The 23,730-nt window shown below is 70.9% G+C and carries 23 protein-coding genes; 7 read left to right on the top strand and 16 right to left on the bottom strand.

Annotated elements, in window-relative coordinates; translation table 11 throughout:
• Position 1 precedes the first annotated feature (1 nt).
• From H5399_RS07150 to H5399_RS07115, 8 genes are read right to left on the bottom strand one after another with little or no spacing between them, the layout of a single operon-like run.
• Positions 2–2,410, bottom strand: coding sequence for an NADH-quinone oxidoreductase subunit G (locus H5399_RS07150; protein WP_182782324.1), 2,409 nt, complete (start codon positions 2,408–2,410; stop codon positions 2–4).
• The gene (gene nuoF / locus H5399_RS07145; RefSeq protein ID WP_182782323.1) at positions 2,407–3,720 is read right to left on the bottom strand and encodes an NADH-quinone oxidoreductase subunit NuoF; all 1,314 of its coding nucleotides are present in this window, start codon (positions 3,718–3,720) and stop codon (positions 2,407–2,409) included. Before nuoF ends, H5399_RS07150 begins: the two co-directional genes overlap by 4 nt.
• On the bottom strand, positions 3,717–4,460 hold the full coding sequence (gene nuoE, locus H5399_RS07140) for an NADH-quinone oxidoreductase subunit NuoE (RefSeq protein WP_182782322.1): 744 nt from the start codon (positions 4,458–4,460) through the stop codon (positions 3,717–3,719). Before nuoE ends, nuoF begins: the two co-directional genes overlap by 4 nt.
• A complete protein-coding gene (locus tag H5399_RS07135) occupies positions 4,457–5,806 on the bottom strand; it encodes an NADH-quinone oxidoreductase subunit D (RefSeq protein WP_182782321.1) in 1,350 nt (449 codons plus the stop codon). The genes nuoE and H5399_RS07135 overlap by 4 nt, the downstream gene beginning before the upstream one ends.
• Positions 5,806–6,501 (bottom strand): NADH-quinone oxidoreductase subunit C, encoded by a 696-nt coding sequence (locus H5399_RS07130; RefSeq protein WP_182782320.1) that lies wholly within the window; start codon positions 6,499–6,501, stop codon positions 5,806–5,808. Before H5399_RS07130 ends, H5399_RS07135 begins: the two co-directional genes overlap by 1 nt.
• On the bottom strand, positions 6,498–7,052 hold the full coding sequence (locus H5399_RS07125; RefSeq protein ID WP_182782319.1) for an NADH-quinone oxidoreductase subunit B family protein: 555 nt from the start codon (positions 7,050–7,052) through the stop codon (positions 6,498–6,500). The genes H5399_RS07130 and H5399_RS07125 overlap by 4 nt, the downstream gene beginning before the upstream one ends.
• Positions 7,053–7,066: 14 nt before the next feature.
• Positions 7,067–7,426: an NADH-quinone oxidoreductase subunit A gene (locus H5399_RS07120; RefSeq protein ID WP_182782318.1), complete on the bottom strand. Its 360-nt coding sequence runs from the start codon at positions 7,424–7,426 to the stop codon at positions 7,067–7,069.
• A 21-nt stretch (positions 7,427–7,447) separates the two neighbouring features.
• Complete coding sequence (locus tag H5399_RS07115; protein ID WP_182782317.1) at positions 7,448–8,746, bottom strand: geranylgeranyl reductase family protein; 1,299 nt, start codon at positions 8,744–8,746, stop codon at positions 7,448–7,450.
• Between the two features lie 235 nt (positions 8,747–8,981).
• On the opposite strand from H5399_RS07115, the gene H5399_RS07110 reads away from it, so the two are divergent.
• On the top strand, positions 8,982–10,235 hold the full coding sequence (locus tag H5399_RS07110; RefSeq protein WP_182782316.1) for an isochorismate synthase: 1,254 nt from the start codon (positions 8,982–8,984) through the stop codon (positions 10,233–10,235).
• A 10-nt stretch (positions 10,236–10,245) separates the two neighbouring features.
• On the opposite strand, the gene H5399_RS07105 is transcribed toward H5399_RS07110, so the two are convergent.
• The 3 genes from H5399_RS07105 to H5399_RS07095 are packed head-to-tail and all read right to left on the bottom strand — an operon-like array spanning position 10,246 to position 13,281.
• Complete coding sequence (locus H5399_RS07105; RefSeq protein WP_182782315.1) at positions 10,246–11,874, bottom strand: DUF6297 family protein; 1,629 nt, start codon at positions 11,872–11,874, stop codon at positions 10,246–10,248.
• Positions 11,871–12,521, bottom strand: coding sequence for an ABC transporter ATP-binding protein (locus H5399_RS07100; protein WP_182782314.1), 651 nt, complete (start codon positions 12,519–12,521; stop codon positions 11,871–11,873). Before H5399_RS07100 ends, H5399_RS07105 begins: the two co-directional genes overlap by 4 nt.
• A gap of 58 nt (positions 12,522–12,579) precedes the next feature.
• The gene (locus tag H5399_RS07095) at positions 12,580–13,281 is read right to left on the bottom strand and encodes an alpha/beta fold hydrolase (RefSeq protein ID WP_182782313.1); all 702 of its coding nucleotides are present in this window, start codon (positions 13,279–13,281) and stop codon (positions 12,580–12,582) included.
• A 220-nt stretch (positions 13,282–13,501) separates the two neighbouring features.
• On the opposite strand from H5399_RS07095, the gene H5399_RS07090 reads away from it, so the two are divergent.
• Both H5399_RS07090 and H5399_RS07085 read left to right on the top strand, forming a co-directional pair.
• Positions 13,502–14,197 (top strand): demethylmenaquinone methyltransferase, encoded by a 696-nt coding sequence (locus H5399_RS07090; RefSeq protein WP_182782312.1) that lies wholly within the window; start codon positions 13,502–13,504, stop codon positions 14,195–14,197.
• A 1-nt stretch (position 14,198) separates the two neighbouring features.
• Positions 14,199–15,926, top strand: coding sequence for a TM0106 family RecB-like putative nuclease (locus H5399_RS07085; protein WP_370585704.1), 1,728 nt, complete (start codon positions 14,199–14,201; stop codon positions 15,924–15,926).
• Here H5399_RS07085 and menD read toward each other — a convergent pair.
• Genes menD through H5399_RS07065 form a run of 4 tightly spaced genes read right to left on the bottom strand, consistent with a single transcriptional unit; the run spans position 15,912 to position 20,267 of the window.
• Positions 15,912–17,444 (bottom strand): 2-succinyl-5-enolpyruvyl-6-hydroxy-3-cyclohexene-1-carboxylic-acid synthase, encoded by a 1,533-nt coding sequence (gene menD, locus H5399_RS07080; RefSeq protein ID WP_182782311.1) that lies wholly within the window; start codon positions 17,442–17,444, stop codon positions 15,912–15,914. The genes H5399_RS07085 and menD overlap by 15 nt on opposite strands.
• A complete protein-coding gene (locus H5399_RS07075; protein ID WP_182782310.1) occupies positions 17,441–18,388 on the bottom strand; it encodes an o-succinylbenzoate synthase in 948 nt (315 codons plus the stop codon). Before H5399_RS07075 ends, menD begins: the two co-directional genes overlap by 4 nt.
• A complete protein-coding gene (locus H5399_RS07070) occupies positions 18,385–19,263 on the bottom strand; it encodes a 1,4-dihydroxy-2-naphthoate polyprenyltransferase (protein WP_182782309.1) in 879 nt (292 codons plus the stop codon). The genes H5399_RS07075 and H5399_RS07070 overlap by 4 nt, the downstream gene beginning before the upstream one ends.
• On the bottom strand, positions 19,260–20,267 hold the full coding sequence (locus H5399_RS07065) for an AMP-binding protein (RefSeq protein WP_182782308.1): 1,008 nt from the start codon (positions 20,265–20,267) through the stop codon (positions 19,260–19,262). The genes H5399_RS07070 and H5399_RS07065 overlap by 4 nt, the downstream gene beginning before the upstream one ends.
• A gap of 43 nt (positions 20,268–20,310) precedes the next feature.
• Here H5399_RS07065 and H5399_RS07060 point away from each other — a divergent pair, with 43 nt between their 5' ends.
• The 4 genes from H5399_RS07060 to H5399_RS07045 all read left to right on the top strand — a co-directional run bounded on the left by H5399_RS07060 (position 20,311) and on the right by H5399_RS07045 (position 22,777).
• Entirely contained in the window at positions 20,311–20,562 is a 252-nt protein-coding gene (locus H5399_RS07060; protein ID WP_182782307.1) for a PLDc N-terminal domain-containing protein, read from the top strand.
• 68 nt (positions 20,563–20,630) lie between these two features.
• Entirely contained in the window at positions 20,631–21,251 is a 621-nt protein-coding gene (gene dhaL, locus H5399_RS07055) for a dihydroxyacetone kinase subunit DhaL (protein ID WP_182782306.1), read from the top strand.
• Positions 21,252–21,281: 30 nt separating this feature from the next.
• A complete protein-coding gene (locus H5399_RS07050) occupies positions 21,282–22,052 on the top strand; it encodes an alpha/beta fold hydrolase (RefSeq protein ID WP_182782305.1) in 771 nt (256 codons plus the stop codon).
• On the top strand, positions 22,049–22,777 hold the full coding sequence (locus H5399_RS07045; protein ID WP_182782304.1) for a triacylglycerol lipase: 729 nt from the start codon (positions 22,049–22,051) through the stop codon (positions 22,775–22,777). Before H5399_RS07050 ends, H5399_RS07045 begins: the two co-directional genes overlap by 4 nt.
• A gap of 17 nt (positions 22,778–22,794) precedes the next feature.
• Here the strand turns inward: H5399_RS07045 and H5399_RS07040 are convergent, their stop codons facing one another.
• Complete coding sequence (locus tag H5399_RS07040; protein WP_182782303.1) at positions 22,795–23,697, bottom strand: cation diffusion facilitator family transporter; 903 nt, start codon at positions 23,695–23,697, stop codon at positions 22,795–22,797.
• Positions 23,698–23,730 lie beyond the last annotated feature (33 nt).

The following is a 23,730-nucleotide window of genomic DNA, read 5'->3' as shown; positions in this document are numbered from 1 at the left end:
CTCAGACTCCTTCATCCACTGAGACGGCCGTCACACGGACGGGTGCGCCGGGCGTCACGGGGAGGCGTTCGGCGCTGTTCGGGTTCAGGGGAACCCACACCACGTCGTCGGCCATGTCCGGGGTGACCTCGACCGGAAGGACGACGGACACTCCCCCGGCTTCGACGGTGGCCACCTCGCCGACGCCGAGGCGCTCGGCGGTGGCGGCGGAGACGCGGGCGACCGCAGGGCGGGCCGTGGCGCGCAGAGCCAGCTCGAAGTCGTTGCCCTGCGAGGCGTCCAGCAATTCGCGCCACCCGGCCAGGAGGAGGCCGGGCGCGGAGGGGGCGGCAGCACGAGTGGTGGGTGCCATCGCCCGCTGACCCTCCCAGGTGCCCAGCTCAGCCATGTCCGCGTAGGCCTGCTTCGAGGCTCGGAAGCCGAGGTTGGATCCGAGCGCGTCCGCGAGGGCGGCGAGGATCCGAAGGTCCGTCATCGGCGAGGTGAGGTTCTTGTTGACCACCTTCACGCGGCCGTGGCGGTGCTCCCAGTTGAGGAAGTGGCCGGACTGCTCCTCCAGGAGGGCCGCGGGGAACACCACGTCCGCCCGCTCGGTGACCGGCGACATGCGCTGCTCGATGCTCACCACGAAGCCCGCCTTCTCCAGCCCGTTGAGGGCGGCTGCGGGATCGGCGAGGTCTGAGGGGTCAACACCGGCCACGACCAGCGCCGCGAGGGTCCCGTCCGCGGCGGCGGAGAACTGCTCATCGGCGGACAGGCCGGTCTCCGAAGGCAGCGACGGCAGGCCCCAGTGGGACGCCACGTCCACCCGGGCCGCGGCGTCGCTGACCGGGCGTCCCCCGGGCAGCAGCCCGGGGAGGCAGCCGGCCTCGATCGCGCCGATGTCGCCGGCTCGGCGTGGGATCCACGCGAGGCGGGCGCCCGTGGCGTCAGCCTTGGCCGCGACAGCGCTGAGCAGGCCTGGGAGTGTTCCGGCGCGCTCACCCACCAGGATCACCGTGCCGGCGTCGAGATCGGTGAGCCCGTCCAGAGCCGCGACCTCGCCGCCCGGGGCGACGGGGACGACGGTGGCGGCGAGCTTCTCGGAGCCCCGCGACGCGAAGGGCGCCAGCGTGGTGACCTTGAGCCGGTTCTTCCGGACCGCCTTGCGGAGGCGGAGGAACACGATGGGCGACTCGTCCTCGGGTTCGAAGCTGACGAGCACCACGTGGGACGCGCTCTCCAGATCGGAGTAGGTGACCGACTGTGTGAGGTGCTGCCCGGCCACGCGGGCGGCGAGGAACTCGGCCTCCTCCGAGGACGCGGGACGCGAGCGGAAGTCCACGCTGTTGGTGCCCAGGACGGCGCGCGCGAACTTGGCATACCCGTAGGCGTTCTCGACGGTGAGCCGGCCGCCGGTCTGGACGCCGACGGAGGCGCCTGCGGCCGTCAGCCCGTCAACGGCTGCGTCGATGGCCTCTGGCCACGAGGCGGGCCGCAGCACGCCGTCGCGGCGCACGAGGGGGTGCGTGATCCGGTCATCGCCGCGGCCATACATGAAGCCGAAGCGGCCCTTGTCGCAGCTCCACTCCTCGTTGATCTCCGGGTTTTCCGAGGCGAGGCGACGCTTGACCTGGTGGTGGCGCTGATCCGCACGCAACTCACAGCCGGAGGCGCAGTGTTCGCAGGTCACCGTCGTCGACACCAGGTCGAAGGGGCGGGCTTGGAAGCGGTAGGCCGCGGAGGTGAGGGCCCCGACGGGGCAGATCTGCACCACGTTGCCCGAGAAGTAGGAGTCGTAGGGATCCTGCTCGTAGGTGCCGATCTGCTGGAGGGCGCCGCGCTCCACCAAGGCGATGAACGGATCACCGGAGATCTGCTCCGAGAAGCGGGTGCAGCGTGCGCACAGCACGCAGCGCTCGCGGTCCAGCAGGATCTGCGCGGAGATGCTCACCGGCTTGGGGAAGGTGCGCTTCAGCTCGCGGAAGCGGCTCTCCCCCGGGCCGTGCGAGAGCGCCTGGTTCTGCAGCGGGCACTCCCCGCCCTTGTCACAGATGGGGCAGTCCAGCGGGTGGTTGATGAGCAGGAGCTCCAGCATGCCCACCTGCGCCTTCTTGGCGACCGGCGAGGTGACCTGGGTGTTGACCTTCATGCCCTCGGCCACCGGCATGGTGCAGGAGGCCTGCGGCTTGGGGAACCCCCGGCCGTTGCCGGCGTCGGGGATGTCCACCATGCACTGGCGGCAGGCGCCCACCGGGTCCAGCAGTGGGTGGTCGCAGAACCGCGGGATGGCGGTGCCGATCATCTCGGCGGCCCGGATGATGAGGGTGCCCTTGGGGACGCTCACCTGCGTGCCGTCGATGGTCAGCGTGACCTGCTCCGGCTTCGGCGCGAGCTCCTCGCCGGTCGTCGTCTTCGTGTCGACGCTCATGAGAGGTCTCCTTCCACGGCGAACAGCGCGCTCTTCTCGTAGGGGAACAGCTCCTGGGCCGGGGTGTGATAGCCCAGCTCGAACTCAGACCTGAAGTGCTTCACGGCGCTGGTGACGCAGGCCACTGCGCCGTCGGCGAGGGCGCAGAACGAGCGCCCGCCGATGTTGTCACAGATGTCGAGCATCTTGTCCACATCGCCCTCCTGGGCGGTGCCGGCCTCGAACCTCATCAGCATCTGCACCAGCCACCAGGAGCCCTCGCGGCAGGGGGTGCACTTGCCGCAGGACTCGTGCTTGTAGAACTCGACGAAGCGCAGCGTGGTGCGCACGATGGAGGTGGTGTCGTCGAAGACCTGCAGGGCCTTGGTGCCCAGCATCGTGCCGGCCCCGGCCATCCCCTCGTAGTCCAGGGGGACGTCGAGGTGTTCGGCGGTCAGGATCGGCGTCGAGGAACCGCCCGGAGTGAAGAACTTCAGCTCGTGTCCGGCACGGATGCCGCCCGACAACTCCAGGAGCTGGCGCATCGTGATCCCCATCGGGGCCTCGAACTGGCCGGGCCGGGCCACGTGTCCGGACAGCGAGTAGAGGGTGAAGCCGCTGGACTTCTCGGATCCCATGGCCTTGAACCAGTCCGCGCCGTTGGCGAGGATCGCGGGCACCGAGGCGATGGACTCGACGTTGTTGATCACCGTCGGCGAGGCGTAGAGGCCGGCGACGGCGGGGAACGGGGGGCGCAGCCGGGGCTGGCCGCGACGACCCTCGAGGGAATCCAGCAGCGCCGTCTCCTCGCCGCAGATGTAGGCGCCGGCGCCGGCGTGGACGATGATGTCCAGGTCGTATCCGGTGCCCAGGATGTTCTTGCCCAGGTAGCCGGCCGTATAGGCCTCCCGGACCGCCTGCTGGAGCCTCCGGATCACGTGCAGCACCTCCCCGCGACAGTAGATGAACGCGGTGTGCCCGTTGATGGCGTAGGAGGAGATGATCACGCCCTCGACGAGGGTGTGGGGGGTGGCGAGCATGAGCGGCATGTCCTTGCAGGTGCCGGGCTCGGACTCGTCGGCGTTGACCACGAGGTACTTCGGATTGGGGTTGTCCTGCGGCACGAAGGACCACTTCATGCCGGTGGGGAAGCCTGCGCCGCCGCGGCCCCGCAGGTTGGACTCCTTGACGAGGCTCACCACGTCCGCGGGCTGCATGGCCAGTGCCTTGCGAAGCGCGCGGTAGCCGCCGGTGGCCTCGTAGCGCGAGAGCTTCCAGGAGTTGTCCTCGCCCCAGTGGTTGGACAGGACCGGGGTCAGCAGATCGGTCACTTGGCGGCCTCCGGCTTCTGAGCGGCCGGCCTGGTGGGGGCCGACGGCGCGGTCCAGTTGTTCTCGCGGGCGATCTCGCGGCCCAGCAGCGATGCGGGGCCTGCGGAGGGCCCTTCGTCGGCGCGGCCGTCGGGGAAGCCGGCCAGCACGCGCTCGGCCTCGCGCCACGAGGTGAGCGTGGCGCCGCGCGGCGAGACGACCTCCTCGCCGGACATCAGGGCGTCGAGCAGTTCGTCGAGCTTCGCGGGGTCCATGTTGTCGAAGAACTCCCAGTTGACCATCGCCACCGGCGCGAAGTCGCAGGCCGCGTTGCACTCGAGCCGCTCGAGCGAGACCTGACCGTCCGGGGTGGTCTGGTTCTCGTCGATGCCGAGGCGCTTCTTGGCGCGGTCGAGGAGGGCGTCGCCGCCCATGACGGCGCACAGCGCGGTGGTGCAGACCCCCACGTGGTGCCTGCCTGCGGGGCGCCGCTTGTACATGGTGTAGAAGGTGGCGACGCCGGAGACCTGGGCGGTGGTGATGCCGAGGACGTCCGCGCAGACCTCGATGCCGCGGGGGCTGACCCGGCCGTCGACCGACTGGACCAGGTGCAGCATCGGCAACAGCGCTGAACGCGGCTGCGGGTAGCGGCCGGCGAGCTCGCGGAGCTCGTCGATCGTGGTGTCGTCGATGTTGGTCGACTGATCCGAGTAGTCCACCGAGCCGGACTCGGGGAAGTTGCTGGCAAAGTGGCCGCTCATCGGTCCACACCTCCAAGGACGGGGTCGAGGCTGGCGATCGCGACGACGACATCGGACATCATGCCGCCCTCACACATGGCGGGAATGGACTGCAGGTGGTTGAAGCCGGGGTCCCGGAAGTGGACCCGGTAGGGGCGGGTGCCGCCGTCGGAGACGATGTGACAGGCCAGCTCGCCCTTCGGGGACTCGATGGCCTCGTACACCTGGCCGACCGGCACCTTGAAACCCTCGGTGACGATCTTGAAGTGGTGGATCAGCGCCTCCATGGACTCGCCCATGATGTGCTTGATGTGCTCGTTGGAGTTGCCCTGTCCGTCCGCGCCCACGGAGAGCTGCGCCGGCCAGGCGATCTTCGTGTCGGCCACCATCACGGGCTGACCCTGGGTGCGCTCGAGGCGCTCGAAGCACTGCTCAACGATCTTCAGCGACTCCCAGCACTCCTGAAGGCGGATCCGGAAGCGTCCGTAGGCGTCGTTGGAGTCCCACGTGACGGTGTCGAAGTCGTAGGTCTCGTAGCCGCAGTAGGGCTGGGTCTTGCGCAGGTCGAAGTCGTACCCGGTGGAGCGCAGCGGCGGCCCGGACATCCCCATCATGGTGGCGGCGGTGAGGTCCATCACGCCGACGCCGGAGAGGCGCCCGATGAAGATGGGGTTCTCGTTGCAGAAGATGGCGTACTCGGGCAGGTGCTTCTTCAGCCAGTCGATGACGGTGCGGAGGTGGCTGAGGCCGTCCTCCGGGAGGTCGTTGGCGACGCCGCCGGGGCGGATGTAGGCGTGGTTCATCCGCAGGCCGGAGAGCCCCTCGAGGAAGTCGAGGATCATCTCGCGCTCGCGGAAGGCCACCGTCATGACGGTCAGGGCGCCGATCTCCATGCCGCCGGTGCCCATGGCCACCAGATGGGAGGCGATCCGGTTGAGCTCCATGACCAGGACCCGGATGATGGTGGCCCGCTCAGGCACGTCGTCGGTGATGCCGAGCAGCCGCTCGACCGCCAGGCAGTAGACGGCCTCGTTGAACAGGGGCGCGACGTAGTCCATGCGCGTGACGTAGGTCACGCCCTGGGTCCACGTCTTGTACTCCATGTTCTTCTCGATGCCGGTGTGCAGGAAGCCGATCCCTGGCCGGATGGAGGTGACCGTCTCGCCGTCCATCTCGAGGAGGAGGCGGAGCACACCGTGTGTCGACGGGTGCTGCGGGCCCATGTTGACGACGATGGTCTCGTCGCCGCGCTCGGCCTGCTCGGAGGCGATATCTGCCCAGTCGCCGCCCTGCGCCAGGTAGACGCGGTCCGTCTTCTCCTCCGTCGACCCGGCGAAGACGTCTTCGGTGGCTGCGTGCGTGCTCATCAGGAGTACTTCCTCCGGTTATCGGGAGAGGGAACCTTGGCGCCCTTGTACTCGACGTCGACGCCGCCGAGGGGGTAGTCCTTGCGCTGCGGGTGGCCCTGCCAGTCGTCGGGCATCAGGATGCGGGTCAGCGACGGGTGCCCGTCGAAGACGATCCCGAACATGTCCCAGGTCTCGCGTTCGTGGTAGTCCGTCATCGGGTACGTGGCCACCACCGAGGGGATGTGCGGATCCTCCTCCGGGCAGGTCACCTCGAGACGCACGCGACGGTTGTGCGTGTAGCTCAACAGGTGGTAGACGGCGTGGAGTTCGGCGCCCTTCTGCTGCGGGTAGTGCACGCCGGAGACCGACACGCACACCTCGAAGCGCAGGTGGGCGTCGTCGCGGAACTGGCGCACGACGTCGAGGAGCTGCTCGCGGGGCACGTAGATGGTCAGCTCGCCGCGATCGAACAGGAAGCGGGCGTCCGCCAGCCCCGGCAGAACTGCGAGGGCGCGGCTCTGGATGGTGTCGAAGGGCTCCCCGAAGGGGCCCTCAGAGATCCCGGGCATGGCGAGGTCGCGGACCATGCCACCGTAGCCGGAGGTGTCACCGGACCCGCGGGACCACATGCCCTCCTGCCTGGCGAACACGGGCTGGGACGTGGGGGCGGCGGCCTCGGCCGGCAGGTTCTGCTCGGGCTGGGTCTCGCTCATCGCATGAGTCCCTTCATCTCGACCTTGGCGGGGGCCACCAGCGCTGCCTGCTCCGCCTCTTCGATGGCGGTCACCTCGTTGGGGCCGATGGGCCGGTTCTGGACCTTCTCGCGCAGCTTGAACATGGCCTCGATGAGCATGTCCGGGCGGGGCGGGCAGCCGGGGATGTACATGTCCACGGGGAGGAAGTGGTCGCAGCCCTGGACGACGGCGTAGTTGTTGAACATGCCGCCCGAGGAGGCGCAGGCGCCCATCGAGATGACCCACTTCGGGTTGGGCATCTGGTCGTAGACCTGGCGCACCACGGGAGCCATCTTCTGGGACACGCGGCCGGAGACGATCATCAGGTCCGCCTGCCTCGGGGAGGCGCGGAACACCTCCTGGCCCCACCTGCCCGCGTCGTAGCGCGGGGTGCCGTAGGCCATCATCTCGATGGCGCAGCAGGCCAGGCCCATCGTCGCCGGCCAGAAGGAGGCCTTGCGGAGCCAGCCGAACACGCCCTCGACGGTGGTCAGCAGGATGCCGCTGGGGAGCTTATCTTCGATACCCATGGTGAGATTTCCCCTCAGTCCCAGTCAAGGCCGTTGCGGCGCAGGACATAGAAGTACGCGATGAAGACGGTGACGATGAAGACGATCATCTCGACGACGGCGAAGGTCCCCAACTGCCGGTAGGCCACGGCCCACGGGAAGAGGAACACCACCTCGATGTCGAAGATGATGAACAGCATCGCGGTGATGTAGTACTTGACCGGGAATCGGCCGCCGCCCACGGGCTGCGGGGTGGGCTGGATGCCGCACTCGTAGCTGTCGTACTTGGCCCGGTTGTAGCGCCGGGGGCCGACGACGAGGCTGAGCGACATCGAGATCACGACGAAGGCGGTGGCCAGGACCACCATGCCCACGATCGGGATGTAGTAATTCATATCCGTGCTACTTCCTTCCGGTCAGGCCGAGGGCGCGGCCTTGCACAGCCCGTTGATGATGCGGTCCATGGCATCACCGCCATGCGAGTCGGTGAGGTTGGCGAGCAGCTTCATCACGAAGCGCATCAGGGTCTTGCGGGGCAACCCGTACTTGGTGCACAGGTGCATGATCCGCGGGTCACCGATGAGCTTCACGAAGATGGTGCCGAGGCGATAGTAGCCACCCAGGCTCGCCTTCAATTCCGCGGGGTAGGCCTGCATGGCCTTCTCCGCCGACCTTGTGCCGGCCCCGCGCGAAAACGCCTCAGCAAGGGCTGAGGCGGCCATCTCGGCGGACTCCATCGCGTAGGCGATGCCCTCGCCGTTGAAGGGGTTGACCATGCCGCCGGCATCACCGACCAGCACGAGACCCCGGCCGTAGTGGGGCTGGCGGTTGAACGCCATGGGCAGGGCGGCGCCCTGCACCTTCCCCACCATGTTCTGGTCCCTGAATCCCCACTCCTCCGGCGTGTTGTCCAGCCACGTCTTGAGGAGCGCGCGGTAGTCCGTGTGCCCGAAGCTCTTGGACGTGTTGAGCACTCCGAGGCCCACGTTGCACGTCCCGTCGCCCATGCCGAACACCCAGCCGTAACCGGGCATCAGGGTGGAGGCGTGCGGCTTGCCGTCCCACAGCTCCAGCCAGGACTCCAGGTAGTCGTCGTGGGTGCGCGGCGACGTGTAGTAGGTGCGCACGGCCACGCCCATGGGGCGGTCGTCGCGCTTCGTGACGCCCATCGAAACCGCGAGGCGGGAGGAGTTTCCGTCGGCCGCGACCACGTAGGGGGCGCTGAAGGAGCGCCCGTCCTTGGTGGTGACGCCCGTGATGCGGCCGGTGCGGTCGTCGAGCACGGCGCCGTCGACGTTGGCGCCCTCGATGAGGGTGGCCCCCTGCGCGACGGCGTGGCGCGCGAGCATGTCGTCGAAGTCAGAGCGGGGACGGACCAGCCCGTAGGGCGGGAAGTCAGTGAGGTCCGGCCAGGCCAGCTCGAAGGGCTCGGTGCGGCCGCCGTAGACGCGCAGGCCCTTGTTGTGCAGCCAGCCGTTCGCCTCGGAGGTGTCGATCCCGATCCGGGTCAGGGCCCGGGTGGCGCGCGGGGTGAGGCCGTCACCACAGACCTTCTCGCGCGGGAAGTGCGACTTCTCGAGGAGCGTCACGGTCAGTCCGTGCCGTGCCAGGTACGCGGCCGTCGACGATCCTCCCGGCCCGGCGCCAACGACGATGACGTCTGACTCGGTGGGGGTATCGGCGGGCGCCGCGCCATCAGGCTTGGCGAACGACATGCGTGACTCCTGTCATCGGCGGCGGATCTCGTGGTCAGTCTAGGGGGTGCCCCGAGATTTCGGCCAACCGACCGGGAACAGGCCAACCGCGCATGACAAGGCGCTCTGCTTCCATTTACACCACTACTACGTTGCGTAATCCATCGCCCCTAGCCGGGCGTTTATCGGCCGCGCCATCGCGTCGAACCGCGTTGCCGGGTGGCCTCGTGCCCAGTGCGCGGCTATGCTCGCGAAGGTGATTCTGGACTTCGGCAGCGCGAGGATGCGCGCGACAACTGTCGCCATCGCAGACCCTGGCCCGCTCGAGCGGTTCCTGCCGGAGTCGGCGCCTGGCTTCGCCTTCGTGCGCCGCGGCGAAGGGTTCGTCGCCCTCGGCGAGGTGGCCCGCTTCGAGACGGACACGCTCGAGGCCGCCGACGTCTGGTGGGACGAGATCTCCAGCCAGATCGATCACGATTCCGAGATGCCCGGTGAGTTCGGCACGGGTCCCCTGGCGGTGGGCAGCTTCACGTTCGACCCGGACCGGTCCGAGGACCGATCGGCGCTGATCGTGCCCGAGGTGATCGTCGGGCGCCGCGGAGGCACGGCCTGGATGACCCGCCTCGGCGAGTCTCACCGGACCACCTCTCTCCCCCCCGTCGGAGAACCCACCTCGCGTCCCACGGGCGTCGACCTGGTGGGCGGGTCGATGAGCGAGCGCGTCTGGACCGACATCGTCGGCGAGGTGGTGGAACTGATCCGCCGCAACGAGGTGCACAAGGTGGTGCTGGCCCGGGACCTGCGTGTCCGGGCGGATGCGCCGCTGGATCTCCGCCACATCCTCGGCGAGTTGATGGCCCGGTACCCGATGACCTGGGCGTACCTCGTCGACGGCATGGTCGGGGCCACCCCTGAGCTGCTGCTCCGCCGCCATGGCGGGCTGGTCACCTCGCGGGTCCTGGCCGGAACCGTCTGGCGGGACGCCGAGGGCACCGATCCCCTGGCGAAGGCGGCCGAGCTGGCCCGTTCGCAGAAGGACATCTCGGAGCACGAGTTCGCCGTCGAGTCCGTGGCCTCGGCTCTGGCGCCCTACTGCCAGGCGATGAACGTGCCCGAGTCGCCGTCGGTCCTCAAGCTGCCCAACGTGCTCCACCTCTCCACCGACATCACCGGCGTGGTGAGCATGCCGGCCAGCGCGCTGACGCTGGCGGCCGCGCTGCACCCCAGCGCGGCCGTCTGCGGCACGCCCACGCACCTCGCCCTGGACATCATCTCCGAGCTGGAGTCACTGGACCGCGGTCGCTACGCCGGGCCGGTGGGCTGGGTGGACACCCAGGGCGACGGCGAGTGGGCCATCGCGCTGCGCGGCGGCCAGGTCCGCGCCGAGAGCCCGGAGGAGATCCAGCTGTTCGCCGGCGCCGGGATCGTCGCGGACTCCTCGCCAGAGGCCGAGCTGGAAGAGACCGGGGCGAAGTTCATTCCGATGCTGCAGGCCCTCGGCCTGGCCTGAGGCCGCCCGATCAGCGCTTCCGCTGGACCTGGATCTTCTGCTTTCCGGGTGCCGTGCCACCGCTGCGTCGGGCCTTCTCCTCGTCGAGGAGCCTCTTCTGCTCGGCCTGCTGCTCCATCATCGCGTCCCGGTCGAGGCCGGAACGGAGCAGGAAGAAGGCGATCAGGGCGATGATCAGCGAGATCCACACGGGCCAGTTGAAGACGATGGGCAGCGTCACCAGCACGACGATGTCCACCCCCCGGACCAATGAGAACAGCAGCCCCGGGGGCATCGCCCCGATGCCGGTGGCCACGATGGGGCCCGAGTAGTCGGCCGGCTTGGCCGAGACCCACCGCACCGCGGCCAGCAGTCCGGCGATGCCGGTGACCAGGGCCGACGACGCGGCCGTCACCGGGTCCGACTCCACTCCCCCGGCCACCCCGAGGAACGCCGGGAAGACGCCGATGGTCCACAGCAGCGCCAGCACCGCCGGGACGATCATGGAGGCCTGCTTGATCTGGCCGGGATCGAACGGGAAGCAGCGCTGCAGGCCCTTGGTGCGGGTGAGCACCCGCAGCCCGTTCATGAACGGCACGAGCGCTGCCAGCAGCACCAGCGCCGAGACTGGCGGGTTGAGCATGGCGAGGCCGAGCGCCTGGACCGCGTAGGGGATCACCATGGTCGCGATCAGCGTGATCAGCGGCATCGGTTGGCGCCACAGCCGCTGGACGTCGCGCATCACCAACGCGGTGAGGCCGGAGCCGACTCCGCGGGTGGGGCGCACGTGGCCCCGCTTCTTGGACTTCGCCTCGACGAGGATGTCGCGGATGAGCGCGAACTCCAGCGCGAACGCCGCGCCCTGGAGGCCGCTGAGCAGCGACCCGCCTGAGGTGAGGCGCTGCCGCCGGATGTTGCGCAGCCGCTTGGCGGCGAGCGCCCCCGCCACCACGATGAGGAGCAGACCGACGCCCGCGATGATGTAGGCCAGCTCGACTGCCAGCTCGGTGAGGCCGCCGAGGCTGACCCAGCCCGCCGCGCCGCTGACGAGCAGCACCATGGTGCCGATGGCCGCGGCGCCGATGATCCACTGCACACCGGTGACGATCCAATGCCTGTCCAGCCCCTGCTCGGCGGCGGCGAACGCGATCAGCCCGGCCGCGCCGAGCCCACCGGCCAGCGCCCAGATCCCGATCTCGGCGATGCCCGATCCGGTCAGGGACGCGATGAGCGCCCCCGCGACAGCACCCGCGACAGCCGCGGCGGCGATGGCCCCGACCAGGCGACCCAGCAGGAGCCGGCGGCGGTCCGTGGGTCCGTCCATCAGCCAGAATCCCTCGGCCGCCGAGGCCACCACGGGCCCGAACAGCCTGGCCACCACCAGCGTGAACGCCAGCACCCCCGCCACCGAGGCCCACGGGAGCAGGCCGCGCGCGGCGAGGCACCCGTCGGTCACACACACCGAGGCGGTCTGTTGGGCCTGAAGGATGGAGGAGACGAGCATGGCGCCGATCAGCACGATCGAGAACACCGTGACGTAGCCGTCGGAGAGCGCCTGCCACAGATTGCGGTCCGCGCGCCCCCTGCGCCAGTCCCGCATCAGCAGCTTGAGCTGCTTCTCGTCGACGACGCCGACCTCCGTCAGCCTCTGGTCCATCATCGGGCGCCCTCCAGGCGGAGTTCGCGCGCCCCGATGGCCTCAAGCAGAGACGGCTCGTGGCTGGCCAGCACGATCGCCAGGCCGCCGGCCAGCTCGGCCTTCAGGCGCTCGCCGAGCCACTTCACACCCTCGACGTCGAGGCGCTGCTCCGGCTCGTCGAGCACGAGCAGCTGGCGCGGCCTCACGAACGCGGTGGCCAAGGCGAGGCGGCGGCGCTGACCAGACGACAGCGTGCTGGGCAGCTGCCCGGCCTGCGGCACCAGCTGCACCTCTTCGAGCACCTCGTCGACGAGGGCGTCAGGGTCGTGCAGCCCGTGCGCGCGGGCGAGCAGGTCCAGGTGCTCGACGACGCTGAGGTCCGGGAAGAAGTCCAGGTCGTCGATGACGGTGGCGAGGGCGCGCCGGATCACCGGGTTGGTCTCGGTCACCTTCGTGCCGTTGACGGTGACGGTGCCCTCGTCCGGCCTGTCCGCGCCGACGAGGCAGCGCAGCACGGTCGACTTGCCCGCGCCGTTGCGGCCGGTCAGCGCGACCGCCTCGCCCGCGTGCACCTTCATGCTGAAGTGCTCGATGATGGTCACGGGCCCATAGGCCTTCTTGAGGTTGTCTACCTGGAGTACGACGTCTTTCTTAGCCACGCTGGCCATTGTGACCCATCAACGAAGGAGGGGGCACATCGGCACCCCCCGCTCGCTGGGGCGGGTGTCACAGACGGGCGACGAAAGACCTGATCAGGTCCGCGACCACCGGGGCGTGGGTGAGCGGCGAAAAGTGTGTGGCGCCCGGAACGATCGCCAGCTCGCCCCGATGCACGACGCTCAGGTAGCGCCGCTCGTCGATGCGCATCTGGTCGTAGCGCCCGTTGATGAACAGGACCGGGCAGGAGAGCCCCCGCAGGATCCGAGGGGGACAGTCGTCGGCCACGGCCCGCCAGATCGCGGGCAGGTCCGCGTACGACGCGTCACCAGGGAGCAGACCCTCCCGCACCCCGAGGCGGCGCGCCACGGCCACGCGCATCCGGCTGAGGTGGCGGTGGCTCACGCGCCGGGTCAGCCAGGCGAAGCCCCGGTACGGCCCGGCCACTCTCCCCCTCGGGTTGCCGGTGGCCCCGATGAGGACCAGGCCGACGACGCGTTCCCCCATCCCGGCGGCGGCCAGGCCAGCGAGGTAGCCGCCGAGGCTGTGGCCCACCAGCACCACTGGCCGATCCCCCGCCGCGAGCGAGATGGCGGCCAGCGCGGCGGGCGTCGAGAAGGGTTCGGCCCTCCGCGACCCGTGGCCCGGCAGGTCCACCGCCACCACGTCGAACTCGGGCAGCAGCGCCGGATAGTCGGCCCACTGCGCCGAGGAGGACATCGACCCGTGGACCAGGACGAGGCGGGTCCCCCGCGGGCTCGGGTCGGTCACAGCTCAAGCATGCCGTGGGACCGGGCGGGCTGTCGGGGATGACCACGAGTGTCCTGCACCAGGAGTTCGCTGCGATTGACGGCACCCCAGAGGCGCCTCGCCGCGTTCTCCTCACTCGACGAACGACCAAGTGCTACTTCGCTCGTCGGCCTTGCGATCCATCCCCTGGAACACCGTCACCCATCAACGAACTCCTGGCGCAGGACACTAGGCTGCAGCAATGCAGAATCAGCGGGCGACGATGGAGAAGCGGCGCGGCGAGGTGGCCGCCATGTTCGACGGCGTAGCCAAGCGCTACGACCTGTTCAACTCCGTCCTGAGTCTCGGCCAGGTGCACGCCTGGCGCCGCGCCACGGTCGCGGCCATCGCCCCCCGGCCCGGGCAGCGGATCCTGGACCTGGCCGCCGGCACCGGCACGTCGTCGGCAGTGCTCGCGGAGGCCGGGGCCTACGTGGTGGCCTCGGACATCTCGCTGGGCATGCTCACCCAGGGCCGGCTGCAGCAGCCCCACCTGGATTTCGTGGCGGGGGACGCGTTGGCGCTGCCCTTCGCGGACCACACCTTCGACGCCGTGACCATCTCCTACGGACTGCGCAACGTGGAGCGCACCCTGGATGCCCTCGTCGAGATGCGACGGGTGACCAGGCCCGGAGGCCGGCTGGTGATAGCGGAGTTCTCCACGCCACGGAACCCGGTGTTCCGGCACGTCTACACCAACTATCTGGTGGCGGCTCTGCCCACCATCGCCAAGCTGTCGAGCAACCCCGTGGCCTACGGCTATCTGGCCGAATCCATCCTCGCCTGGCCGGACCAGCCGGGCCTCGCCGCCCTGATGTCCGAGGCGGGATGGCAGGACGTGGAGTGGCAGGACCACGCGGGGGGCATCGTCGCGCTGCATCGCGGCTGGAACGCCTGACGTGAGTGGCTTCGTCCTTGACGCCTACGCGGCGCGCAGCTGCCCGGTGAAGACCTTCCACACCTTCGATCCCACGGCGGAGCAGCCTGAGAAGCCCAACGACGAGTCACTGCGGGAGTCCTTCCAAGGTGGCTCGGACTTCCGCGACGAGGTACTGAACCGCCTCGTCGAGGACAGCGAGGGGGCCGTGGACCTCCGGTCCCTCCACGCACAGGGCGCCACGTGGACGGAGCGTGAGGCCGCCTGCCTGCACGCCATGGGCGCTGGAGCACCGGTCATCGTCGGGGGCGTACTGCCGCTGGATCTGGACGGGCACCGCAGCGGGCGCCCGGACGCCCTCATCCGGGGCGCGGACACGCCTTCGGGCGCGCCCGGCTACTGGCCGCTGAAGGTGAAGCCGTACCGGGTCCGCGAGAAGCAGGTGGGCGCCACGGCACTCCGGTGGTCGCCGCTCGGAGACATCCACGGCCTCGAGGTGCTGCCGGACCAGCGCTACCGCGTCTACCGGGAGGGCGCGCTGCTCGAGCTGGCGCACCACTGGCGGCTCCTCGAATCCTGCGGCTTCGCCTCGTCCGAGGCGCTCGCGGCTGTCGTCGGCGACGACAGGGCCGCCGGGGCGGAGCCCACCGCCACCTGGGTGGATCTCACAGCCAAGTTCATCCGCACCTACTCACGCTCGGCCGGGCACAAGCTCCGCTCGGCGCTGGAACGCTACGACCACGAGCACCAGTTCCGCGTCTACGTGGCGGAGCAGGCCTCCGAACGGACAGGGGTGGACGACCCGCCGCCGGTGGTGCGGCCCATCCGGGTCAAGGAGTGCGAGTGGTGCTCGTGGTGGTCGGTCTGCCGCACCCGGATCGACGACGACGACCTCTCGCTGCGCATCTCGAAGGCCCCCCTGGACGTCCGCGAGCTGCAGACGCTGATGAGCCTCGGCATCACCACGGTGGCTCAGCTGGCCGAGGCGGACGTCGAGGAGCTCCTGCCCCGCTACCTGCCCCTCACCCAGCACCGCGACCGCCCGGAGCAGCGGCTCCGCCAGGCGGCGCGGCGGGCGCGGATGCTGGCCAACGGTGTGGAGCTGGAGCGGGTGAGCGTCGAGCCCATCGGGGTCCCCCGGGCCGCCGTCGAGGTGGACCTGGACATCGAGACCGCAGATGACGGCAGCGTCTACCTGTGGGGGGCACTGGTCACCGGCGTGGACGGGGCCGGCGAGTCGCGCTACGTGCAGTTCAGCCGGTTCGAGGCGCTGGCCGGGCGTGCGGAGTTCGAGCTCGCCGAGGAGCTCGCCGAGTGGCTGCTGGCGATGGTGGCGAGGCACCCTCGGCTTCGCGTGTTCCACTACAGCGACTACGAGACCGTTCACCTGCACCGCCTGGCGGAGCGTAGCGGCAGCCCGGCGCTGAAGGAGGCGTGCCGGCTGATCCGCACGCATTTCGTGGACCTGTTCAGCTATGTGCGGGACAACTTCGTCGGCGTGGACGGCCTGGGGCTCAAGGTGGTGGCCACGCGGGGCGCGAAGTTCGCGTGGCGCGACGAGGAGCCGGGCGGCCTGGCCTCACAGAGCTGGTTCCGGGAGGCGGTCAGCGGACCCACCGCCGAGGCGCGGGCCTCCGCCCGCGAGCGGGTGCTGCAGTACAACGAGGACGACGTCCGGGCCACCCTCGCGGTCCGGGAGTGGTTGACGGCGCTCGACGCCGCGCCCGGGGTGGGCTCAGCCCCGGCTTAGCCCGGCCACGATCAGCTCGGCGTCACCGGCGAGCGCCTCGGCGAGCTCCCCCTGGGTCCGCACCATCCGCGAGCGCCAACCCAGCGCGCTGCCCACCGCCGCCAGGTCCACTCCCTGGGGGGTGCCGAAGACCCGCTCGAAGCTGTCCGCGTAGGCCGGCGCGCCCTGCTCGAGCCCGTGGAAGATCGACCCACCGCCGTCGTCGGCCACCACGATCCGCAGCCGCGCCGCCGGCTCCTGGGCGGGGCGGACGAGGGCGCCGAGGTCGTGTTGGAGCGTGAGGTCGCCCAGCAGCACGGTGGTGGGGCGCCGCCCAGCGAGCGCGATGCCCGTGGCGGTGGCCACCGTGCCGTCGATCCCCGCCAGCCCCCGGTTGGCGAACACCCGCGGTGGTGCCGGGGAGATCGGGGACAGGTCCGCCGCCCGGATGATCGAGCTGGAGCCGAGGACCAGGTCGTCACCGGCGCCCAGCGAGGCCAGCACCGCGTCGGCCACGTGGCGCTGCGTGAGGCCCTCCGGCAGCCCAGGCTCGGCGTCAGCGGGCCGCCAGCGCGCAAGCCAGGCGGGATCCTGATCCCCGAGCAGCACCCGGTCCGCGACGACGTCCGCGCGGTGGCCGGGGTCGATCCAGGAGGCCGAAGAGGCCACCACGACCAGCTCCACGTCCGCCCGCGACAGCAGCGCCGTCACCGGCCGCGACAGCGTGGGATGCCCCACGACGATCACCCGCTCGATGTCCGCCCCGACGCCGGCCAGCAGGTCGCGGTAGCCCGCGATGGCGTTGGGGCCGCTCCGGGCGTTCGACGACGGCTCGGCCAGCAGCGGAGCGCCGGAGACCTCGGCGAGGGCCCGCGCCTCCACCCCGACGGCGGGCGTCGCGTCTCCCACCAGCACCACGGTGCGGCGCCCGTCCAGCTCGACGGAGGTGTGGCCGCCCGACCGCGACACCTCCAGCCCCCGGCTGCTCAGCGGCGGCAACTCCCCGAGCAGCGGGGTCGCGAACTCGACGTTGAGCTGCACCGGACCCGGCTGCCGCGACCGTCGCCCCTCGGCCAGCACGACGGCGCGGTGCACGCCCGCCGCCCACGCGTCGGCGTCGCCGGACTCCGACGACAGCCGCACCACGCCCAGCGCGGAGGGCCCGAAGGCGCCCACCTGGTCTGCGGTCTGGTTGGCCCCGGTGCCGACGAGGTGCGCGGGGCGGTCCGCGGTGATCAGCACCAGGGGCACGCCTGAGGCGCGGGCCTCCATCGCGGCCGGGGCCAGGTTGGCCACAGCGGTTCCCGACGTGGTGATCACCGCGACCGCCTGGCCGGACTCCTTCGCCAACCCCAGCGCCGTGAAGCCGGCCACGCGCTCGTCGATGCGCACGTGCAGCCGCAGCGCCCCGGCCCTGTCCGCCCGGTCGGCCGCGAGGGCGAGGGCGGCGCTGCGGGACCCTGGTGCCAGCACCACGTCCGTGACGCCCATGCCGAGGAGCGCGTCGATGACCACCGCGCCGAGCTCGATGCTGCTCATCGCCCCTCCTCCACCACGCGGCGGACCCGCTGCCACCGATCCAACCAGACGCGGGTGAGCTCGGGGCCGGCGGCGTGCCGCTCCAGTAGCTCGGGCTCAGGCTCGACGTCGCGCACCCGGATCGTTCCCGCTTTCGGGAGCAGGGGCCTGCCCACCACGTCGCCGTCGAGCAGCCGACCCGTCTCCAGGCCACAGGCGTAGGGCAGCTCGGGCAGGGCGGCGGCCAACGCCACCCCGGCCCGCAGGCCGACGGAGGTCTCCACCGCGCTGGAGACCACCACCGGGAGCCCGATCTCCTCGGCGAGGCGCAGGCAGGCGCGCACCCCGCCGAGCGGCTGCACCTTGAGCACGGCGATGTCGGCCGCCCCCGCGTCGCGCACCCGCAGCGGGTCCGACGCGCGCCGGATCGACTCGTCTGCGGCGATGGGCACGCCCAGGTTCATGGCGCGCAGCCTGGCCAGCTCCTCGACCGTGGTGCACGGCTGCTCGGCGTATTCGAGGCAGTGGACGGCCAGTTCGCGCAGCGCGTCACGGGCCTGGATGAGGCTCCAGCCGCCGTTGGCGTCCACCCGGATCCTGGCCTCAGGGAGGGCCGAGCGCACGGCCGCGACCCGCGCCACGTCGTCGTCGAGCCCCTGGCCCCGCTCGGCGACCTTGATCTTGATGCTGCGGCACCCGGAGGCCACCGCGCGGGCCGCTGCTTCCCCCGGGGCCAGGGCGGGCACGATCCCGTTGACCTCGATGCTGTCTCGCACCGCGCCCGGGTGACCGAGCTCGGCCGCCTCCAGCGCCGCCCTCAGCCAGGCGGCGGCCTCCTCATCGCCATACTCGGGGAAGGGACTCCATTCGGCCCACCCGGCCGGGCCCCGGAACAGGATCCCGCTGCGCCGGCTCAACCCGCGGAACGGCACCCGCAGCGCGACGTCGTAGACGTGGAGCCTCATACCAGGGAGGTTCCCACCAGCAGGCCTGCCGCGATGCCGATCTCGGCCATGCCCGTGGAGGCGATGACGGGGATGAGGTCACGCCCGACGGCGCCGCCGAGGACGAGGCGAAGGGGGGCGATGAGGAGCAGGACGCCCATCAACCCGAGGAGGGCCCACCACGTGGTGAGGGCGGCGAACCCGAGTGTCGCGGCCACCGCCACCGCGGCCAGCACCGTGAAGAAGATCCGGCTGCCCCGGTCCCCCAGCCGCACCGGAAGCGTCATCTTGCCTGACAGCGTGTCGGTGGCGATGTCGCGGAGGTTGTTGGCCACCAGGATGGCGCTGGCCAGCGATCCGACGGCGGTGGCCGCCAGCCAGGCGTGCAGCGGTGCGGAGCCACCTATGACGTAGCAGGTGCCGAGGGTGGCCACCAGCCCGAAGAACACGAACACCATCACCTCGCCCAGGCCCAGGTAGCCGTAGGGGGTGTCCCCGCCGGTGTAGTACCAGGCGGCCAGGATGGACAGTGCCCCGACGGCCAGCAGCCACCAGTGGCCGGTGAGCGCCACGACGGTGAGGCCGGTGATCCCGGCCACCGCGAAGGCCGCGAACGCGGCCAGCTTCACCGCCCGGGCCGACGCGAGGCCCGAGGCCACCAGCCGTATCGGCCCGACGCGGTCGTCGTCCGTGCCGCGCACCCCGTCGGAGTAGTCGTTGGCGTAGTTGACGCCCACCTGCAGCGCCAGAGCGACCAGGAGGCAGAGGGCGGCGAGGCCCCAGTCCTGGTGGCCGAGCGCCAGCGCGCTGGCGGCCCCGGCGAGGATGGGGGCGAGGGCGGCGGGCAGGGTGCGCGGGCGGGCGCCGGCCACCCAGACGGAGAGAGTCTCGTTCATGACCGGAGCAACTCTAGGAGCTTTTCGCGGTCCGGCTTGCCACCGGCGGTCCGCGGCAGGGCGTCGACGAGCACGAGCTGCCGCGGGAGGGCGGCGGCCGGGAGTGCAGGGCGGAGCCGTTCGCGCCACTGGTCCAGGCCTCCGTGACGGGCGAAGAGCACCAGCCGCACCCCCCATTCGTGGTCGGGGACGGCCAGCACCTCGGTGTCCGCGTCCAGGCCGCGGGCCGCGGCACGGACCTGGGCGAGGTCCACGTTGACGCCGCCGCTGATGACCACGTCGTCGATCCTGCCGTCGATGTGGAGGCGACCATCCACCCAGCGGCCACGGTCGCGGGTGAGGACCGCGCCGTCGCGCAACGCCTCTGAGGTGAGCCCGGGTTCGCCGAGGTAGCCGCTGAACACGGTTGGCCCCGCCACCGACACGCGACCCTCGGGTCCGAGCCGCACGCCGACGCCGGGCAGCGGCACCCCGTCCCACACCACGCCTCCGCAGGTCTCGCTCATTCCGTAGGTCTCGATCACCCGGATCCCCACCGCCTCGGCCCGGGCGCGCAGCTGGGGGCTCAGCGCGGAGCCCCCCACCAGCACAGCATCGAACCGCGCCAGCGTCGCCGCGAGGGCGGGCGCCTCAAGTGCGCGGTAGAGCTGCGTGGCCACGATCGACACCGCGTTGCGGCCCGCCACGGGCGCCAGGCCCGCGAGCGTCGGGTCCGCGGCCCGGACCCCGTCTCCCCTCAGGCCGCGCACCAGCACCATGAGGCCCGCCACGTATCGGGGCGACAGCGTGAGGTGCCAGGTGGCGCGGAATCCCAGCCGCCCGTGGGCCGCATCGGCCGCCGCCGCGAGCGCCTCGCGGGACAGCAGCACGTGTTTGGCCTGCCCGGTGGAGCCGGAGGTGCCGACCACCGCGTGACCGGCCGGCGCCGTGCCTGCCCCGTCCGCGAGCCACAGGCCCTCGCCGTCGTCGAGGAGGTGTCGCACGGCGTCGATCCACTGCTCCATTGCGCCACCCTAGCCACCCCGCGACGCCAGGTAGGATGGCGTGGTGACCCGGGTCCTCTTGATCATTGCGATCGTGATGCTGACCGTGTACTGCGTCGTCGAAGTGGCGCAGGCGCGGGGCTACCGCGTGCGCGCCATGCCGCGCTGGCTGTGGGCGTTCGCCGTCGTCGGGCTCCCTGTCGTCGGCCCCGTGGCCTGGCTGCTGCTCGGACGTCCCGTCACGAAGAAGCGGCCCCTGGACCGTGGCCCCAGCGCCCCGGATGACGACGAGGACTTCCTCCGCGGCCTCCGTTGAGCCTGCCGCTGGCCCCGGCGTATTAGCCTTGAGAGTGACCCGGCGATTGTCGGATGAAGGAGTGAGTCATGCCTGGAGCGGTGGGCGCGGTGTCCGAGTGGCTCCGCGATTGCGCCCGCGAGTTCGTGGCGCGCAGCGACGAGCTCGATGAGCTGGACCGGATCCTCGGGGACGGGGACCACGGAACGAACATGAGGCGCGGCACCGAGTCCGCGCTGACGATCAACTTCGACGAGGCGCCCACCGCCGCGGAGGCGCTCCGGCTGGTGGGCATGACCCTGGTCAGCACCGTCGGCGGCGCCTCGGGGCCCCTGTTCGGCACGTTCTTCCTCCGGGCGGGCGCCGCGTGGCCCCAGCAGGTCACCACCGTGGGCGTTGCCCGCGCGATGCGCGCCGGCCTCGACGGGGTCGTGGTGCGTGGCCGCGCCAAGGTGGGCGACAAGACGATGGTGGACGCGCTGGCCCCCGCCGCGGATGCGTTCGATGACGTGGCCGCCCTGGGTGGAGACCTGCGCGAGGCCCTGACCCTGGCCGCGAGGGCCGCCGAGGCAGGCCGGGACGCCACGAAGGAGATGGTGGCGAAGAAGGGCCGTGCGGCACTGGTTGCCGAGCGCTCCGTCGGCGTCATCGACCCCGGCGCGGTCTCCATGGCCCTGATTCTCACCACGGCGGCCAAGCACGTCCGCTGACCGGTACGGCACTGTGGCACGATCGCTGATGTGACCGATGACGAGGGCTTCACCCCGAGCAGCCTCCAGATCCGCGACCTCACCGTCGTGGTCCTGGACTCCCGTCCGGACGCGCAGCCGCTTGAGAAGGCGTTCGTGCTGGTGCACGGGCTGGGGGTGTCGTCGCTGTACTTCCGCGAGCTGGCCCGCCACCTTCGGCCGCATGCCCGCGTCGTCACGGTGGATCTGCCGGGCTTCGGGCGCGCCGCGACCCCGGAGCGAACCCTTCGAATCGCCAGCTTCGCGCTGGTGCTGAACGAGACCATCGAGCGCCTGGGCCTGGCGGACGCCGTCCTGGTGGGGCACTCGATGGGGGTGCAGGTGGTGGTGGAGGCGCTGCGCCGCAGACCCTCGATCGCCACGGCCGCGGTCCTGATCGGCCCGGTGGTCAACGGCGCCGAGCGCCGGGCCCCGACTGTGGTGCGGCGGTTCCTGCAGGCCGCGGCCAAGGAGACCCCTGCGTCGGCCTGGCCCTCCGTGCGGGCCTGGCTCAGCTGCGGCCCGCGCTGGTTCATCGACACCTTTCCCGCGATGCTGGCCTACCCGTTGGAGGAGCGGATCGCCGAGGTCCGCAACGACCTGGCGATCATCGCGGGCGAGCATGACCGGCTGGCGCCGGGGCCCTGGTTGGGGATCCTCCGCGACCTCGCGGGCGGGGTGCGCGTCACCGTCGACATTGTGCCTGGCGCCTCCCACCAGGTGATGGTGACGCATCCGCAGCGGGTGGTGTCGGCCTGCCTCGACATCGCAGGGCTGACGTGATCCGGGTCCGGGCGGCCGCACGTCGGGCACGGGGGGCCGCCATCGACTGGGGCATCGCCGGCGGGGACATGGCCGCCGCGCTGTGGCGACGCGTCAGCCGCTGGAGCCACCAGTCCGGCGGTGCGCCCCACTCCCCCTGCCGCGACATTCCTGTCGTGCTGCTGCCCGGCATCCTGGAGCCGTGGAGCTACCTGGCGCCCCTGGCCCGGTGGCTCGGCCGGCACGGCCACCCCGTCGAGTTCGTGGAGACCCTCGGCTGGAACCTGCACAACCTCGACGCCTCGGCCGAGCGGTGCCTGGCGGTGCTGCGCCAGCGGGGGATCCGCCGCTGCGTGCTGGTTGCCCATTCGAAGGGCGGCCTCATCGGGAAGGCGGTCCTGCTGCGTCAGGGCGACGACGGGGTGGCCCTGGGTCTGGTGGCCGTTGCCACGCCGTTCGGCGGCTCCTCGATCGGGAGGCGGCTGCACGGGCTGGTGGCCCGCTCCCCGCTGGGGCTGTTCTCTCCCGGGAATCCGGTCCTGCGGGGGCTGGCCGACGAGGCGTCGGTCAACGCGCACATCGTGTCTCTGGCGCCTGCCTGGGACCAGGTGATCCCCGAGGGCTCGCGCCTCGTGGGCGCCGTCAACGTCGATCTCGACGTGCCCGGCCACTTCCGCCCGATGCGCGACGAGACGGTGTGGAGGATCATCCACGAGCACGTCCACCGCCTCGCCGACGCCCCCTGACGGACCCGACGGGGGGCTCAGTCGATGTGGATGTCTTCGTAGCTGCGCGGATCCTCGATCGGTTCCAGGTGGCCGATCACCCGTAGCTCGGTGAACTCCGCCTGGATCAGGTCCACGAGGTCTTCCATCGCGTCATGCCCCTGCTGCACGGACCACGCACCGGGCACCAGCATGTGGAACTCCATGAACGCACGCGCCCCTGAGATGCGGGTGCGGAAGGCGTGAAACTTCACCGTCTCCTCCTCGTGGGCGGCGAGGATCTCCCGGAGGCGTGCGTTGGTCTCCTTCGGCAAGGCCTCATCCATCAACCCGGAGGCCGATTCGGAGACCAGGCGCCATCCGGTCCACAGGATGTTGACGCCCACCAGGAGTGCGACGAGCGGGTCCAGCCAGTTCCAGCCCGTGAGCCACACGAGGCCGATGCCGACGACGACGCCGGCGGAGGTGATCACATCGGTCATGAGGTGGTGACCGTCGGCGCGCAGCGTGATCGAGTTGTGCCGGGCGCCCGCGCTGAGCAGGACGACGGCGACGGCGCCGTTGATCAGTGAGGCGCCCACGGTGATGATCAGGCCCAGCCCGATCTCCTCCAGCGGTCGCGGGACGATCAGGCGTTCGATGGCGAACCCGACGATGACCACCGCCGCCACGAAGATCATCACGCCCTCGATGGCCGAGGAGAAGTACTCGGCCTTGGAGTGCCCGAAGTGGTGGTTCTTGTCCGCGGGCCTCGCCGCGACCCTCAACGCGAACAGCGCGACCACCGCCGCCACGAGGTTGACGACGGACTCCGCGGCGTCGGAGAGCAGGCCCACCGATCCGGTGATCAGCCACGCGGCGGTCTTGAGCGCGATGGTGACGAGCGCCGCGGCGATCGACAACCAGGCGAACTTCGTGAGATCGACGCGGGCTTCAGGCATGGGCCAATCCTGACGCCTTCAGGGGCGCTGGAT

Origin of the sequence: Tessaracoccus sp. MC1627, assembly GCF_014164725.1 — a bacterium.
Classification (GTDB): Bacteria; Actinomycetota; Actinomycetes; order Propionibacteriales; family Propionibacteriaceae; genus Arachnia.
The sequence above is the reverse complement of the archived record's forward strand: the minus strand, read 5'-3'. Positions and strand labels throughout refer to the sequence as shown.

What these genes read in the sequence shown, in the direction of transcription:
- H5399_RS07150 (WP_182782324.1), bottom strand. Translation starts at nt 2,410, where the DNA reads ATGAGCGTCGACACGAAGACGACGACCGGCGAGGAGCTCGCGCCGAAG.
- nuoE (WP_182782322.1), bottom strand. Translation starts at nt 4,460, where the DNA reads ATGAGCGGCCACTTTGCCAGCAACTTCCCCGAGTCCGGCTCGGTGGAC.
- H5399_RS07135 (WP_182782321.1), bottom strand. Translation starts at nt 5,806, where the DNA reads ATGAGCACGCACGCAGCCACCGAAGACGTCTTCGCCGGGTCGACGGAG.
- H5399_RS07130 (WP_182782320.1), bottom strand. Translation starts at nt 6,501, where the DNA reads ATGAGCGAGACCCAGCCCGAGCAGAACCTGCCGGCCGAGGCCGCCGCC.
- H5399_RS07125 (WP_182782319.1), bottom strand. Translation starts at nt 7,052, where the DNA reads ATGGGTATCGAAGATAAGCTCCCCAGCGGCATCCTGCTGACCACCGTC.
- H5399_RS07120 (WP_182782318.1), bottom strand. Translation starts at nt 7,426, where the DNA reads ATGAATTACTACATCCCGATCGTGGGCATGGTGGTCCTGGCCACCGCC.
- H5399_RS07115 (WP_182782317.1), bottom strand. Translation starts at nt 8,746, where the DNA reads ATGTCGTTCGCCAAGCCTGATGGCGCGGCGCCCGCCGATACCCCCACC.
- H5399_RS07105 (WP_182782315.1), bottom strand. Translation starts at nt 11,874, where the DNA reads ATGATGGACCAGAGGCTGACGGAGGTCGGCGTCGTCGACGAGAAGCAG.
- H5399_RS07100 (WP_182782314.1), bottom strand. Translation starts at nt 12,521, where the DNA reads ATGGCCAGCGTGGCTAAGAAAGACGTCGTACTCCAGGTAGACAACCTC.
- H5399_RS07090 (WP_182782312.1), top strand. Translation starts at nt 13,502, where the DNA reads ATGCAGAATCAGCGGGCGACGATGGAGAAGCGGCGCGGCGAGGTGGCC.
- menD (WP_182782311.1), bottom strand. Translation starts at nt 17,444, where the DNA reads ATGAGCAGCATCGAGCTCGGCGCGGTGGTCATCGACGCGCTCCTCGGC.
- H5399_RS07075 (WP_182782310.1), bottom strand. Translation starts at nt 18,388, where the DNA reads ATGAGGCTCCACGTCTACGACGTCGCGCTGCGGGTGCCGTTCCGCGGG.
- H5399_RS07070 (WP_182782309.1), bottom strand. Translation starts at nt 19,263, where the DNA reads ATGAACGAGACTCTCTCCGTCTGGGTGGCCGGCGCCCGCCCGCGCACC.
- H5399_RS07065 (WP_182782308.1), bottom strand. Translation starts at nt 20,267, where the DNA reads ATGGAGCAGTGGATCGACGCCGTGCGACACCTCCTCGACGACGGCGAG.
- dhaL (WP_182782306.1), top strand. Translation starts at nt 20,631, where the DNA reads ATGCCTGGAGCGGTGGGCGCGGTGTCCGAGTGGCTCCGCGATTGCGCC.
- H5399_RS07040 (WP_182782303.1), bottom strand. Translation starts at nt 23,697, where the DNA reads ATGCCTGAAGCCCGCGTCGATCTCACGAAGTTCGCCTGGTTGTCGATC.